Origin of the sequence: Nonomuraea sp. NPDC049714 (assembly GCF_044465295.1) — a bacterium.
Taxonomy (GTDB): Bacteria; Actinomycetota; Actinomycetes; order Streptosporangiales; family Streptosporangiaceae; genus Nonomuraea.
Genome location: NZ_JBITLM010000013.1, coordinates 276,428 through 290,002 on the forward strand (window position 1 = coordinate 276,428; position 13,575 = coordinate 290,002).

Here is a 13,575-nt window from a genome sequence, read left to right on the forward strand (position 1 = left end):
GGTTCCCTGTCCTCGTGGCGGGAGAATGGCGGGTGTGGGACCACATCCGGCCGTGGCCGACGTCCGCAGGGCGGTGCGCGAGGCCCTCGCGGACCTCGGCGAGGGCCGGTTGGTGCTCGCCGCGTGCAGCGGCGGCGCCGACTCGCTCGCTCTGGCCGCCGCGCTCGGGTTCGTCGCCCCGAGGGCGGGCCTGCGGGCCGGGCTGCTCAGCGTGGATCACGGGCTGCAGGAGGGCTCGGCCGCGCGCGCGGCCGAGGTCGTCTCGCTCGCGCCCGCGCTCGGGCTGGGGTTCGGCGAGGTCCTCACCGTCACCGTCGGTACGGCGGGCGGCCCCGAAGCCGCAGCCAGAGACGCCAGATATCAGGCGCTGGCCGAGGCCGCCGGCAGGCTGGGCGCCGACGCGGTCCTGCTGGGCCACACGCGCGACGACCAGGCCGAGACCGTCCTGCTGGGGCTGGCCAGGGGCAGCGGCCTGAGATCGCTGTCGGGGATGGCCCCGGCCGCCGGGCTCTACCGCAGGCCGCTCCTGGACCTGCCCAGGAGCCGTACGGTCGCCGCCTGCCGGGCGCAGGAGCTCTCTTTCTGGGACGACCCGCACAACGCCGATGTCCGCTACACCCGCGTGCGCGTGCGCTCCCGGGTGCTGCCGGTGCTGGAGGAGGAGCTCGGGCCGGGGGTGGCCGAGGCGCTCGCCAGGACGGCCAGACTCGCCAGGGACGACGCCGACGCCCTCGACGAGTGGGCCGAAACGGTCTTCAGGGATTGCGCTCTAAGCGATAACGATGGGCGGCTGCGACTGGCCGTACAGGGGCTGGAGAAGGCGCCGGGAGCGGTGCGGCGGCGGGTGCTCCGGCGGGCCGCCATCGCGGCGGGCGCGCCCTCCGGCGCGCTCTCGGCGGCGCACGTGCTGGCCGTGGAGCGCCTGATCACCCACTGGCACGGGCAGAAGGCTCTGGACCTGCCCGGTGGTCTGTCGGCCGTGCGGCGGTATGGCACCCTGATACTCGCCATCAGTCCCATCGCGTAAGGAACCACAGGTGGACTCTGCCGACATGGGCAACGACCTCGAGAAAGTCCTCATCCCCGAGGACGACCTCCAGGCCAGGATCAAAGAGCTGGCGGGCCGGATCGACGAGGACTACCGAGGCAAGGAACTTCTGCTCGTAGGCGTGCTCAAGGGCGCCGTCATGGTGATGGCCGACCTGGCCAGAGCCCTGCACGTGCCGGTGCAGATGGACTGGATGGCGGTGTCGTCCTACGGCGCGGGCACCAGGTCGTCCGGCGTCGTGCGGGTGCTGAAGGACCTCGACACCGACATCCTGGACCGCCACGTCCTGATCGTCGAGGACATCATCGACTCCGGCCTGACCCTCCACTGGCTGCTGGAGAACCTCAAGTCACGCAACCCGGCGTCCCTGGAGATCTGCGCCGCGCTGCGCAAGCCTGACGCGATCAAGGTGCCGATGGAGGTCAAGTACGTCGGCTTCGACATTCCCAACGAGTTCGTCATCGGCTACGGGCTCGACTACGCCGAGCGTTACCGGAACCTTCCGTTCATCGGGACCCTTGCACCACACGTTTACAGATAGCAATCTCCGCCGCGGCGGAACACCACACACCTTGACGTACGTTGGTAGGGCAAGGCCGGTGTAGCGGGCGGTCCCTCCGCGCGCTTCTCCGGTGTACCTTCTGACTCCGGGAGGGTGACCCAGCGTCCCCTTCGGGTAGTCAAGAAATCGCGGCGTCGGATGCCGCGGCCCCGGGGACGACCCGGGGTTCCAGGCCATGGTCAGGAAGGGACGGGCCCGCAAGGGGTTCCGCATCGGATGGATCTCAAGCGATTTACACGTGGGCCACTGCTGTGGATCCTGGGCATCGTCGTGCTGCTCCTGCTCGTCACCCAGCTCTGGAGCGGCGGCGGCAACTTCAAGCAGGCCGACACGTCAACGGTGCTCCAGCAGATCCGCACCGGAAACGTCAGCAACGCCAAGATCATCGACAAAGAGCAGCGCATCGAGGTGACGCTGCACAAGCCGATCACGGTCGGCGGGAGCGACACCCCGACCAAGACGATCCAGTCTGACTGGGTCACCGGCTACGGCGCCAAGCTGACCGACGAGCTGCAGGCTCAGGTCGACGCCAAGAAGACCGACAGCTTCGCCACCGACGTGCCCCAGGAGAGCTTCCTGGTCAGCCTGCTGGTGAGCTTCCTCCCTATCGTCATCATCGTGCTGATCTTCCTGTTCATCATGAACCAGATGCAGGGTGGCGGCTCGCGGGTGATGCAGTTCGGCAAGTCCAAGGCCAAACTGATCAGCAAGGACACCCCCAAGACCACCTTCTCCGACGTCGCCGGCGCGGACGAGGCCATCGAGGAGCTCCAGGAGATCAAGGAGTTCCTGCAGGCCCCGGCCAAGTTCCAGGCGATCGGCGCCAAGATCCCCAAGGGCGTGCTGCTGTACGGCCCGCCCGGCACCGGCAAGACCCTGCTGGCCCGCGCGGTCGCGGGTGAGGCCGGAGTGCCCTTCTACTCGATCTCCGGCTCGGACTTCGTCGAGATGTTCGTCGGCGTCGGCGCCTCCCGGGTGCGCGACCTGTTCGAGCAGGCGAAGGCCAACGCGCCGGCGATCATCTTCATCGACGAGATCGACGCCGTCGGCCGCCACCGCGGCGCCGGCCTGGGCGGCGGTCACGACGAGCGCGAGCAGACGCTCAACCAGCTGCTCGTCGAGATGGACGGCTTCGACGTGAAGGGCGGCGTGATCCTCATCGCCGCCACCAACCGGCCCGACATCCTCGACCCGGCGCTGCTGCGTCCCGGCCGGTTCGACCGGCAGGTGACCGTCGACCGTCCTGACCTTGAGGGCCGTAAGGGCATCCTCAAGGTGCACGGCCGCGGCAAGCCGTTCTCGCCGGACGTCGACCTGGACGTCATCGCCCGCCGGACCCCCGGGTTCACGGGCGCCGACCTGGCCAACGTGATCAACGAGGCGGCGCTGCTCACCGCGCGCGCCGACCAGAAGCTGATCACGATGGAGCTGCTCGAGGAGTCGATCGACCGTGTCATGGCAGGGCCCGAGCGCAAGACGCGGGTCATGTCCGACAAGGAGAAGAAGATGATCGCCTACCACGAGGGCGGTCACGCGTTGGTGGCGCACGCGCTGCCCAATTCCGACCCGGTGCACAAGATCACGATCCTGTCCCGCGGCCGCGCGCTCGGTTACACGATGACGCTGCCGATGGAGGACAAGTTCCTGGCCACCAGGTCGGAGATGATGGACCAGCTCGCGATGCTGCTCGGCGGCCGCGCGGCGGAGGAGCTCGTCTTCCACGAGCCCACCACCGGCGCCTCCAACGACATCGAGAAGGCCACGGCCGTCGCCCGTCGCATGGTGACCGAGTACGGCATGAGCGAGCAGCTCGGCGCCCGTAAGTTCGGCACCGGCAACGCCGAGGTCTTCCTTGGCCGCGAGATGGGCCACGAGCGCGACTACTCCGAGAAGATCGCTTCGACGATCGACGAGGAGGTCCGCCGGATGATCGAGACGGCGCACGACCAGGCGTGGGACATCCTGGTCGAATACCGCGACGTGCTCGACAACCTCGTGCTGGAGCTCATGGAGAAGGAGACGCTCTCCCGCCAGCAGGTGGTGGAGATCTTCGCCTCCGTGGTGGTCAGGGAGCACCGGCCGTCCTACGCCGGATACGGCAAGCGGCTTCCCTCCGACCGGCCGCCGATCCTGACCCCGAAGGAGCAGTCGGGCAACGGCTCGCTCACCACAGGGCATCAGGACGCGCTGCCCTCCGGAGACAGTGCGTGAAATCGCATGACGTAGATCAGGGACGGATCGAGAAGGCCGTCCGCGAGATCCTTTACGCCATCGGCGAGGATCCCGACCGTGACGGCCTTCTCGAGACTCCCTCCCGGGTCGCCCGCGCCTACGCCGAGCAGTTCTCCGGCCTCGGCCTGATCCCGGAGGACGTGCTCACCAAGGTCTTCGACGTCGACCACGACGAGATGATCCTGGTGAAGGACATCGAGGTCTACTCGACCTGCGAGCACCACCTGGTCCCCTTCTACGGCGTCGCCCACGTCGGCTACATCCCCAACGAGCAGGGCCAGGTGACCGGGCTGTCCAAGCTGGCCCGCCTGGTCGACGTGTTCGCCCGGCGGCCGCAGGTCCAGGAGCGCATGACCTCGCAGATCGCCGACGGGATGATGCGGGTGCTGGAGCCGCGCGGCGTGATCGTGGTGATCGAGGCCGAGCACCTGTGCATGACCATGCGCGGGGTCCGCAAGCCGGGTGCCAAGACGGTCACGTCGGCCGTCCGCGGCGACTTCCGCACCAGTGACAAGACCCGCGCCGAGGCGATGGCGCTGATCCTCGGACGCTGACGCCTGGCCACCCCCCGCCACCGCCGCCCCCGCGCACAGCCCTCCCTCCGCCACGGGCGCCCCCGCGCACAGCCCGCCGTCCTCCCGTTCGGGGCCTCGCAGCCCCGGCCCACCGGCGTGCTGAGGGCGATCCCGTACGTGATCCGCACGCGTCGGAAGCGCGCAGGGATCGTTATCCACAACTGGGGACCCGCGATATCACCGGGTATGGCAGAGCGCCTAGGCTTGGGCACATGACTAGGGTGCCGGGGCTGGGCGACGAGGACCGATGCCTCGTCATGGGCGTGGTCAACGTGACGCCCGACTCGTTCTCCGACGGCGGTCTCTGGTTCGACGAGGAGGCCGCCATCCGGCACGGGATCGGGCTGGTCGCCGAGGGAGCCGACATCGTCGATGTGGGCGGCGAGTCGACCAGGCCGGGAGCCGCCAGGGTGTCCCTGGACGAGGAGCTCGCCCGGGTGGTGCCCGTGATCAGGGCGCTCAGCGCCGAGGGCGTGGCCGTGAGCGTCGACACGATGCGGGCCGAGGTGGCCCTGGCGTCGGTCGAGGCCGGCGCGAGACTGGTCAACGACGTGAGCGGCGGCCTGGCCGACCCCGAGATGCCCCGCGTGGTGGCCGCCACCGGCGTCTCCTATGTGGTGATGCACTGGCGGGGCCACAGCCAGGAGATGGAGCGCCGCGCCGTCTACGCCGACGTGGTGACCGAGGTGCGCGAGGAGCTGGCCAAGCGGGTCGACCTGGTGCTGGCCGAGGGCGTCTCCGAGGAGCAGATCGTGCTCGACCCCGGGCTGGGCTTCGCCAAGAACGCCACCCACAACTGGGCGCTGCTCGCCTCCCTCCCGCGCCTGGCCGAGCTGGGCTATCCCCTGCTCGTCGGCGCCTCGCGCAAAAGATTTCTCGGACGGCTGCTCGCCGACGCCGAGGGCACGCCGCGCCCGTTCAGCCACAGTGACGACGCCACGCTGGCGGTGACCGCGCTGGCCGCCCGTGAGGGCGCCTGGTGTGTGCGGGTGCACCACGTAGGTCCCAATGCCGATGCCGTCCGCGTGGCCGCAGCATGGAAGAGAGCCGGAGCCAACACATGAGCGTCGACACGGCCGCGATCGAGACGGTCAACCAGGACTTCTACACCGCCATCGAGGACGCCGACCTCGACAGGATGACCGAGATCTGGGCGGAGGACTCCGCCGACGAGCAGGTGAGCTGCGTCCATCCGGGCTGGACCCTGCTGGCGGGCCGGTCGGAGGTGCTCCGGTCGTGGGCGCTGATCATGGCCAACACCACCTACATCCAGTTCGTGCTCACCGACGTCAGCACGACGGTGCTGGGCGACGTTGCCGTCCTGACCTGCGTCGAGAACATCCTGACCGCGGGCGAGGAGGGCGAGTCCAGCTTCGCCGCGGGCAAGGTGGTGGCCAGCAACGTCTATGTCCGCACCGCGCAGGGCTGGCGGCTGTGGATGCACCACGGTTCGCCGGTGCTGCAGAGTGACGACGACGAGGAGGAGGAAGACGAGCTTGAGCGCTGACCGGATCGTGCTGAGGGGCCTGCGGGCCAGGGGGAGACACGGCGTGCTCGCCGCCGAGCGGGAGCTCGGTCAGGAGTTCGTCGTCGACGCGACCTTGTTCCTCGACACCTCGCCCGCCGCCGCGGGCGACGACCTCGCCAAGACCGTCGACTACGGCGAGCTCGCCCAGGCGCTGGTCAAGGTGGTGGAGGGCGAGCCGGTCGAGCTGATCGAGACGCTCGCGCAGCGCTTGGCCGACGTCTGCCTGGGCAGTGAGATCGTCGAGTCGGTCGAGGTGAGCGTGCACAAGCCGGCCGCACCGATCCCGTTGCCGTTCGACGACGTGGTGGTGACCATCGAGCGGAGTCGTCCATGAAGGCAATCCTGTCCCTCGGCAGCAACCTGGGCCGACGCTTTGACACGCTGCAGGGCGCCATCGACACCCTGTTCGACGCGCCGGGCCTGGTCTTCGTCAGGGCCTCCCCGGTCTACGAGACGGACCCGGTCGGCGGCCCCGAGGGGCAGCGACCGTTCCTCAACGCGATCGTCGTCGGGGAGACCACGCTGGCGCCGCAGACGTTGCTGGAGCGGGCGCAGGGCGTCGAGAACGCTTTCGGGCGGGTCCGCGCCGAGCGCTGGGGGCCGCGCACGCTCGACATCGACCTCATCGTGGTCGGCGACATCGTCTGCGACGAGCCCGACCTGACGTTGCCCCATCCGCTGGCGCACGAGCGGGCGTTCGTGCTCGTGCCGTGGTTCGAGGTCGACCCCGAGGGCGAGTTGCCCGGCCGGGGCAGGATCGCCGAGCTGCTGGCGGGCCTGGACCGGCAGGGCGTGCGGCTACAACGCGAGCTGAAACTGCAGGAGCCCGATTGAGGCCCACCCGCCCTGGTGTCCTCGCCGGCATCGTCGTCGTCGTCGCGCTGGCCGCCTGGCTGCTCGTCAGGCTGATCTACACCGACCTGGTGATCCTGCCGTGGACGGCGGTCCCGACCGTGCTGCTGCTCGCCATCGGCGAGGCCTACAGCGGCTGGATGATCAAGGCCAGGATCGACCGCAGGCCCGGCACCAAGCCGGTGGAGCCGCTGGCGGTGGCCCGCATGGCGGCCCTGGCCAAGGCCTCCGCCTACGGCGGCGCGGTCTTCGCCGGACTCTTCGCCGGTTTCGCCCTCCACACGCTGCAACTGTTCGCCAAGGACACACCGCGCGCGGAGTTCTTCATCGCGACCGGTTCGTTCCTGTCGTGCGTGGCGCTGATCGCCGCCGCCCTCTTCCTGGAATACGCCTGCCGCATCCCCAAGGACCCTGAGGATCAGAGCCCCAGGTAGTGCGTCACCGCGTGCTCCACCTCGGCCATCTCGTCTCTGCCCAGGTAGTGGACGGGTTCGCCGTGGATGAAGCTGGTGTCGATGGTGCGGATCTGGTCGACCAGGAAACGCGTCATCCTCCCGCCGAGTTCGATCTCGGGGCGAAAGGCGGCAGGTTGTGCCTGGGTGGACGTGGGGATGACCGTGGCGACGCTCCAGGGCATGGAGGTCGGGCTCAACACGAGTCCGAAGCGCTTGCCCCGCTGTTCAGAGCCTCGTTTCGCCTCGCCGAGGTCCACGCGGTACACAGCCCCGCGGATCACCAGGCATCCCCTTCCGCGGAGAGATCTTCATCCACGAGTCGCTCAGCATCGGTTCGGGCCTGCTTGAGCCATACCTCTCGTTCGAGCAACCGGAGTGCGCGTCTGATGACGTCGCTGGTCCGCTCTCCCTCCTGCATGGCGGCCTCGATGATGCGTTCGTCTTCTGGTGTGGCACGAAAACCGATGTTCGCCATAGTCCCAGGATAGGCTCGTGTTCAACGTTTGTCTTGCATTTGTTCGGCGGGGGTGCGGCGGCGGCCGAAGAGGTAGATGACGGGGAGGGTGCAGATCAGGGGGCCGATGACGGCGAGGGGGCGTTCGAGCCACCACCACAGGTCCGGCGGCACCTGGGGGGTCGGGGAGCCGAACAGCCACCATGACAGGCCGAGGGCGATGGCCATGCCGGTGGTGTGGAAGAGGAACAGCGGCAGGGCGAACCGGTTGATGACGTCGTTGACGCGGCTCCAGCCGGGCTTGACGAGCACGCGCTCCATCGACGGCCGCAGCACCTCGATCAGGCCGATCTGGAAGATGAGCAGGGCCACGATGACGAACGTCGGCGGCGCCATGTTGGACCACTTGTCACCCGGGACGCCCACCATGGAGCCGGGGTAGATGCCCGAGTAGACCAGGCCGAACAGCGCGAACAGGCCCGTCCACAGCACGCCCACGTCGTAGCGCCGGGGCAGCGCGACGACCCGGTCGTAGAAGAATCCGGCCTGGTGCGCCAGCCCCCACACGATGAGCATGTTCAGCCAGCCCACCCACTCCACGCCGTAGCGGAAGCGGATCACGTCCACGACCAGGGCCGCCCCGCCGAGCCAGATGAGCGCCAGCACGTCGTACTCGCGATGCAGGTAGAGCGCGACGGGCAGGAGCGCGATCAGCACCAGATAGACGCCGAGGAACCAGAGCGGGCTGAGCACGAGCAGCACCACCCGCCCCATCCACGCCACGTCGAACGCCCAGGTGACGACCGCGCCGATGGCGATCCACACGCCGGACAGGCCCAGCGCCGGGATCGCCAGAGCGCGGATGCGTCGCCAGACGAACGCGCCGATGCCGGTGCCGCGCTGCTGCGCGCGGCCCCAGGACAGCAGGTGTACGTGTCCGCCGACGTAGAAGAACAGCGGCAGCACCTGCAGCAGCCAGGTGAGGATCCATAAGCCCGAGGTGAAGCCGAGCGGGCTGGTCGGCTCGGGCACGCCGGACTTCCACTGCAGGATGGTGAAGGCCCAGTGCCAGACGACCACCACGATGAGGCTGAGCGCGCGCAGCCAGTCGACGTACTTGTCCCGCTGGACGGTGGGGGAGCTCACTTGTCGATGTCACCCACTACGAAGAACATCGAGCCGAGGATGGCCACCATGTCGGCCACCAGGTGGCCGGGGAGCATCTCGCGCAGCACCTGGATGTTGTTGTAGGAGGCGGAGCGGAGCTTGAGCCGCCAGGGGGTTTTGTCGCCCTTGGACACCAGGTAGTAGCCGTTGATGCCGAGGGGGTTCTCCGTCCAGGCGTAGGTGTGGCCTTCGGGCACCTTGAGCACCTTGGGCAGGCGCTGGTTGATGGGGCCGGGGGGCAGCGAGCGCAGCCGGTCCACGCAGGCGTCGGCCAGGTCGAGCGATACCTTGAGCTGTTCGAGCAGCACCTCGAAGCGGGCGTGGCAGTCGCCGGCGCCACGGGTGACGACCTTGACGGGAAGCTCGGAGTAGGCGAGGTACGGGTCGTCGCGCCGCAGGTCGAAGTCGACCCCGGAGGCGCGGGCGACGGGACCGCTCACGCCGTACTGCATGATCTGCTCGTGGGTGAGCACGCCGACACCCCGGGTGCGGGCGACGAAGATCTCGTTGTTGAGGATGAGGTTCTCGATGTCGGGGATGCGGCGCCTGGTCTCGGCGGTGGCCTCGGAGACCCGGTCCAGCCAGCCGAGCGGCAGGTCCTCCTTGAGTCCGCCGACCCGGTTGAACATGTAGTGCATGCGCCCGCCGGAGATCTCCTCCATCACCGCCTGGATGCGCTCGCGCTCGCTGAAGGCGTAGAAGACGGGCGTGATGGCCCCCAGCTCCAGCGGGTAGGAGCCGAGGAACATCAGGTGGTTGAGCACTCTGTTGAGCTCGGCCAGCAGGGTGCGCGACCACACGGCCCTGACCGGCGGCTCCATGCCGAGCATGCGCTCGACGGCGATGACCACGCCCAGCTCGTTGGCGAACGCCGACAGCCAGTCGTGCCGGTTGGCCAGGACCAGGATCTGCCGGTAGTCGCGGACCTCGAACAGCTTCTCCGCGCCCCGGTGCATGTAGCCGATGATCGGCTCGGCGGTGGAGATGCGCTCGCCGTCGAGAGTCAGGCGGAGCCGGAGCACGCCGTGCGTCGAGGGGTGCTGCGGGCCGATGTTGAGGATCATGTCCTCGGTGGCCAGCTCTTTCGCGCCCGCTCCGATTCCCACTACGCGTTCCGTCATAAAAGCAATGCTGCCACCGGGCGCAGTGGTGATCCAGCGCTGGGGCAGGTCAAGGAACGGTATGCGGGTGCATCCCTTAGCCGGTCAGGGGGAGTAATACCGGAAACGGGGGAGAAATCATCATGAAAAGGGCTGTGTACGACATAGCTGCCCTGATCGCCAGGGTGGTCGTCGGAGTGATCTTCGTCGCGCACGGATGGCAGAAATGGCAAGGCGGCCTGGGTGCCACGTCCGAGGGGTTCGCCCAGATGGGCGTGCCGCAGCCGCAACTGGCCGCCGCGTTCAGCACGGTCGTCGAGACCGTCGGCGGCGCCCTGTTGATCATCGGCCTGCTGGTGCGGCCCGCGGCGCTGCTGCTGCTGATCGGCATGATCGGGGCGATCGCGTTCGCCCACTGGAACAACGGGGTCTTCGTCCAGGAGGGCGGCTGGGAGCTGGCCGCCGCGCTGGGCTCGGTCGCGCTCCTGCTTCTGGCGCTGGGGGGCGGCAGGCTCGGCCTGGACGGCATCATCCACGGCATCTACCGGAAGCGCGCGCAGCGGCGCGCCGCCGAGAAGGCGTCGGCCGGCCGGCCCGCGCCCGCCCACCGCGAGGACACCCAGCCGGTCTACCGGGACGAGCAGCCCGGCTACCGGCCGGAGCGGCCTCCGAGGGAGGACACGCAGCCGGTCTACCGGGACGACACCCAGACCGGATACCGGGAGGACGCGGGGCCGGGGCCTCAGGACGAGACGCGGCAGCACCCCGTGCCCAGGCAGCCGTCCGGGCACCGGTCCGACGCGCTCAGCGAGGAGGACATGCGGGACGTCAACGCGCTGATCGGTGACGAGCAGCGCAGGCCGCCGAAGCCGCCCAACCGCTGATCCGTCACCGCGCCACGAGGTCCCGCAGCGCCTCGACGAGCCGGTCGACGTGCTCCTGCGTGGAGCCGATGCCGATCGAGGCCCGCACGGCCGAGGCGGTGTCGTCCTCGCAGCCGCCGTCGGCGGTGCCGAGCAGGTGCCGCACGAACGGGTGCGCGCAGAACTTGCCGTCCCGCACCCCGATCCCGTACTCGCCGGACAGCACCTCGGCGACCTGGCGGGCGGAGTGACCGTCGACGGTGAAGGAGACGATGCCCACCCGCGGGTGGGCGGGTCCCCACAGTGACAGCTCCCGCACGCCCGCGATCGAGGCCAGACCCGCGCGCAGCCGCGCGACCAGGCGCTCCTCCTCCTTGACCAGCGCCGTCCAGCCGGTGGCGGTGAGGGCGTCGCAGGCGGCGGCGAGCGCGATGGCGCCCAGCACGTTCGGGGTGCCGGCCTCGTGCCGGGGCTCGGGGTCGTCGTGCCAGTCGGCGGCCTGCCCGGCCTGCCCGACCGAGCGCACCGCGCCGCCGCCCTTCAGGTACGGCTCGCCGTCCGCCAGCCAGTCACGGCGGCCCAGCAGCACCCCCGCGCCGAAGGGGGCGTACAGCTTGTGCCCGGAGAAGGCCACGTAGTCCAGGTCGAGCGCGGTCAGGTTGATCGGGCGGTGCGGCACGAGCTGGGCGGCGTCGACCAGGATGCGGGCGCCGTGCCGGTGCGCGATGTGGGCCAGGGCCGCGATTGGCCACAGCTCGCCGGTGACGTTGGAGGCGGCGGTGACGACGAGCAGCTTGGGCCCGTCGACCCCGGCCAGCGCCTCGTCGGCGGCGCGGACCGCCTCGCCGGGGAAGGCGGGCGGCGCGAGTCGTACGGTCCGCTTCCAGGGCAGCAGTGAGGCATGGTGCTCGGTGTCGAAGACGATCACGGTGGTGTCGTCCGGCAGGCAGCGGGCCAGCAGGTTGGTGGCGTCGGTGGTGTTGCGGGTGAAGATGACGGCGTCGTCGGGGCGGGCGCCGGCGAAGGCCCGTACGGTGTGGCGGGCCTGCTCGTAGCGGGCGGTGGTGAGCTGGGAGGCGTATCCCGCGCCGCGGTGCACGCTGGAGTAGGCCGGGAGCGCTGCCGTGACGGCCGCGCTGACCGGCTCCAGACAGGGGGCGCTGGCGGCGTAGTCGAGGTTGGCGTAGCCGACCAGCTTGCCGCCCTTGACGGGCACCTCGAGGTCGGCGCCGAGCACGGCGGGGATGGTCCTGCCCTGCCGGACGGGGGCGGCGGCCTGGTCCTGCTGGGGAGCGTTGCTGAAGATCGTCAACGTGGGCACGGCGAAACTCCTGAGGTCGTCGGACCCCTGGAGACCACGGAGCCCGCGCTTGCCCGCCACACCTCGTGACGGACCAGGTCTTCACCCGGGGCACCCCGCCGCGGACGCGAGGGTTGCCGGCCAGCGAGCCGGGGCTTGACGCTGGCACTCATGACCTACGTCAGGCACTATAACCGACACCCGCCCATGGAAGGCAACCCCCGCCTTTAGGATGCACTTGTGCGCTTTGATCCCTGGAATCCCGATTTCGTGGCCGACCCGTACGGGGTCTACGCCGAGCTGAGGCAGCAGGCCCCGGTCAGCTTCTTCGAGCCGACGGGCCAGTGGCTGATCGCCCGCCACGCCGACGTGAACGCCCTGCTCAGGGATCGCCGCCTGGGCCGGTCCTACCTGCAGGTGGCCACGCACGAGGAGTTCGGCCAGGAGCCGGAGCCGGAGTTCCAGGAGCCGTTCTGGCGGGTGATCAGGGCGGGCATGCTCGACGTCGAGCCGCCGGTGCACACCCGGCTGCGCCGCCTGGTCTCCAGGGCGTTCACCCCGCGCATGGTGGAGTCGCTGCGCCCCCGCGTGCGGGCCATCGCGGGCGGCCTGGTGGACGCGTTCGTCGAGCGGGGCGGCGGCGACCTCGTCGCCGAGGTGGCCGAGCCGCTCCCGGTGACGGTGATCGCGGAGATGCTCGGCATCCCCGACGCCGACCGCCACCTGCTGCGCCCCTGGTCGGCTGACATCTGCGGGATGTACGAGCTCAACCCGGCCCCCGAGGCGCAGCACACGGCCGTCCGGGCGGCGTCGGAGTTCGCCGGCTACCTCAAGGAGCTGGCCCGCGAGCGGGCGGCCCGGCCCGGTGACGACCTGATCAGCGCGCTCGCCCAGATCGACGAGCTCACCGAGGACGAGCTGGTCGGCACCTGTGTGCTGCTGCTCAACGCGGGCCACGAGGCCACGGTGAACGTGACGGGCAACGGCTGGTGGTCCCTGTTCAGGAACCCGGCCGAGCTCGTACGCCTGCGGGAGGATCGCGGGCTGCTGCCGACGGCGATCGAGGAGCTGATGCGGTGGGACACGCCGCTGCAGATGTTCGAGCGCTGGGTGCTGGAGGACATCGAGGTCGGCGGGGTCGTCATCCCGCGCGGCGTGGAGGTCGCGCTGCTGTTCGGCTCGGCCAACCGCGACGGGGAGGTGTTCGGCGACCCGGACCGGCTCGACGTGGGCCGGGTGGACAATCCGCACATCTCCTTCGGCGCGGGCATCCACTTCTGCCTGGGAGCGCCGCTGGCCAGGATCGAGCTGATCGAGTCGTTCGGTGCGCTGATGGACCGCGCGCCGAAGCTGGAGCTCGTCAGGGAGCCGGTGTGGAAGCCGGGCTACGTCATCCGGGGCTTGGAGTCGCTCGACCTCAGAGTGGCCTGATCCACCGG

At 69.7% G+C, this 13,575-nt stretch carries 16 protein-coding genes and 1 riboswitch; of the genes, 11 read left to right on the forward strand and 5 right to left on the reverse strand.

The annotated features are described in order from the left end of the window. Positions 1–25: 25 nt before the first annotated feature. From tilS to ACIBQX_RS39975, 9 genes are all read left to right on the forward strand, one after another. Positions 26–1,027, forward strand: coding sequence for a tRNA lysidine(34) synthetase TilS (gene tilS, locus ACIBQX_RS39935; RefSeq protein WP_397013965.1), 1,002 nt, complete (start codon positions 26–28; stop codon positions 1,025–1,027). Positions 1,028–1,037: 10 nt separating this feature from the next. Next, positions 1,038–1,589, forward strand: a complete 552-nt coding sequence (gene hpt, locus ACIBQX_RS39940) for a hypoxanthine phosphoribosyltransferase (protein WP_397013967.1) — start codon at positions 1,038–1,040, stop codon at positions 1,587–1,589. A gap of 237 nt (positions 1,590–1,826) precedes the next feature. Continuing rightward, the gene (ftsH, locus tag ACIBQX_RS39945; protein ID WP_397013969.1) at positions 1,827–3,821 is read left to right on the forward strand and encodes an ATP-dependent zinc metalloprotease FtsH; all 1,995 of its coding nucleotides are present in this window, start codon (positions 1,827–1,829) and stop codon (positions 3,819–3,821) included. After that, complete coding sequence (gene folE / locus ACIBQX_RS39950; protein WP_397013971.1) at positions 3,818–4,396, forward strand: GTP cyclohydrolase I FolE; 579 nt, start codon at positions 3,818–3,820, stop codon at positions 4,394–4,396. The genes ftsH and folE overlap by 4 nt, the downstream gene beginning before the upstream one ends. Positions 4,397–4,674: 278 nt before the next feature. Further along, positions 4,675–5,481 carry a dihydropteroate synthase gene (folP, locus tag ACIBQX_RS39955; RefSeq protein WP_397014098.1) on the forward strand — a complete coding sequence of 269 codons (807 nt, stop codon included), beginning with the start codon at positions 4,675–4,677 and terminating at the stop codon, positions 5,479–5,481. Further along, entirely contained in the window at positions 5,478–5,924 is a 447-nt protein-coding gene (locus tag ACIBQX_RS39960) for a nuclear transport factor 2 family protein (RefSeq protein WP_397013973.1), read from the forward strand. Before folP ends, ACIBQX_RS39960 begins: the two co-directional genes overlap by 4 nt. After that, positions 5,914–6,279, forward strand: coding sequence for a dihydroneopterin aldolase (gene folB, locus ACIBQX_RS39965; RefSeq protein ID WP_397013975.1), 366 nt, complete (start codon positions 5,914–5,916; stop codon positions 6,277–6,279). The genes ACIBQX_RS39960 and folB overlap by 11 nt, the downstream gene beginning before the upstream one ends. Further along, positions 6,276–6,779, forward strand: a complete 504-nt coding sequence (gene folK / locus ACIBQX_RS39970) for a 2-amino-4-hydroxy-6-hydroxymethyldihydropteridine diphosphokinase (RefSeq protein ID WP_397013977.1) — start codon at positions 6,276–6,278, stop codon at positions 6,777–6,779. The genes folB and folK overlap by 4 nt, the downstream gene beginning before the upstream one ends. Then, positions 6,776–7,231, forward strand: coding sequence for a DUF3180 domain-containing protein (locus ACIBQX_RS39975; protein WP_397013979.1), 456 nt, complete (start codon positions 6,776–6,778; stop codon positions 7,229–7,231). The genes folK and ACIBQX_RS39975 overlap by 4 nt, the downstream gene beginning before the upstream one ends. Here ACIBQX_RS39975 and ACIBQX_RS39980 read toward each other — a convergent pair. The 4 genes from ACIBQX_RS39980 to ACIBQX_RS39995 are packed head-to-tail and all read right to left on the reverse strand — an operon-like array spanning position 7,216 to position 9,994. Next, the gene (locus ACIBQX_RS39980; RefSeq protein WP_397013981.1) at positions 7,216–7,533 is read right to left on the reverse strand and encodes a type II toxin-antitoxin system PemK/MazF family toxin; all 318 of its coding nucleotides are present in this window, start codon (positions 7,531–7,533) and stop codon (positions 7,216–7,218) included. The genes ACIBQX_RS39975 and ACIBQX_RS39980 overlap by 16 nt on opposite strands. Then, complete coding sequence (locus ACIBQX_RS39985) at positions 7,530–7,727, reverse strand: hypothetical protein (protein WP_397013983.1); 198 nt, start codon at positions 7,725–7,727, stop codon at positions 7,530–7,532. Before ACIBQX_RS39985 ends, ACIBQX_RS39980 begins: the two co-directional genes overlap by 4 nt. A 21-nt stretch (positions 7,728–7,748) precedes the next feature. Continuing rightward, a complete protein-coding gene (locus ACIBQX_RS39990) occupies positions 7,749–8,852 on the reverse strand; it encodes an acyltransferase (protein WP_397013985.1) in 1,104 nt (367 codons plus the stop codon). Next, positions 8,849–9,994 carry an NADH-quinone oxidoreductase subunit D gene (locus ACIBQX_RS39995; protein ID WP_397013987.1) on the reverse strand — a complete coding sequence of 382 codons (1,146 nt, stop codon included), beginning with the start codon at positions 9,992–9,994 and terminating at the stop codon, positions 8,849–8,851. Before ACIBQX_RS39995 ends, ACIBQX_RS39990 begins: the two co-directional genes overlap by 4 nt. A 122-nt stretch (positions 9,995–10,116) precedes the next feature. On the opposite strand from ACIBQX_RS39995, the gene ACIBQX_RS40000 reads away from it, so the two are divergent. After that, positions 10,117–10,857 (forward strand): DoxX family protein, encoded by a 741-nt coding sequence (locus tag ACIBQX_RS40000; protein WP_397013989.1) that lies wholly within the window; start codon positions 10,117–10,119, stop codon positions 10,855–10,857. Positions 10,858–10,861: 4 nt separating this feature from the next. On the opposite strand, the gene ACIBQX_RS40005 is transcribed toward ACIBQX_RS40000, so the two are convergent. Further along, positions 10,862–12,157, reverse strand: coding sequence for an aminotransferase class V-fold PLP-dependent enzyme (locus ACIBQX_RS40005; protein ID WP_397013991.1), 1,296 nt, complete (start codon positions 12,155–12,157; stop codon positions 10,862–10,864). Between the two features lie 40 nt (positions 12,158–12,197). Next, positions 12,198–12,313: riboswitch (SAM riboswitch) on the reverse strand. A gap of 63 nt (positions 12,314–12,376) precedes the next feature. On the opposite strand from ACIBQX_RS40005, the gene ACIBQX_RS40010 reads away from it, so the two are divergent. Further along, a complete protein-coding gene (locus ACIBQX_RS40010; RefSeq protein WP_397013993.1) occupies positions 12,377–13,567 on the forward strand; it encodes a cytochrome P450 in 1,191 nt (396 codons plus the stop codon). The last annotated feature ends 8 nt before the right edge of the window (positions 13,568–13,575 follow it).

Coding starts and splice junctions, on each gene's coding strand:
- ACIBQX_RS39960 (WP_397013973.1), top strand. CDS start 5,478: ATGAGCGTCGACACGGCCGCGATCGAGACGGTCAACCAGGACTTCTAC.
- tilS (WP_397013965.1), top strand. CDS start 26: ATGGCGGGTGTGGGACCACATCCGGCCGTGGCCGACGTCCGCAGGGCG.
- ACIBQX_RS39995 (WP_397013987.1), bottom strand. CDS start 9,994: ATGACGGAACGCGTAGTGGGAATCGGAGCGGGCGCGAAAGAGCTGGCC.
- ACIBQX_RS40000 (WP_397013989.1), top strand. CDS start 10,117: ATGAAAAGGGCTGTGTACGACATAGCTGCCCTGATCGCCAGGGTGGTC.
- folP (WP_397014098.1), top strand. CDS start 4,675: ATGGGCGTGGTCAACGTGACGCCCGACTCGTTCTCCGACGGCGGTCTC.
- ftsH (WP_397013969.1), top strand. CDS start 1,827: ATGGATCTCAAGCGATTTACACGTGGGCCACTGCTGTGGATCCTGGGC.
- folK (WP_397013977.1), top strand. CDS start 6,276: ATGAAGGCAATCCTGTCCCTCGGCAGCAACCTGGGCCGACGCTTTGAC.
- ACIBQX_RS39985 (WP_397013983.1), bottom strand. CDS start 7,727: ATGGCGAACATCGGTTTTCGTGCCACACCAGAAGACGAACGCATCATC.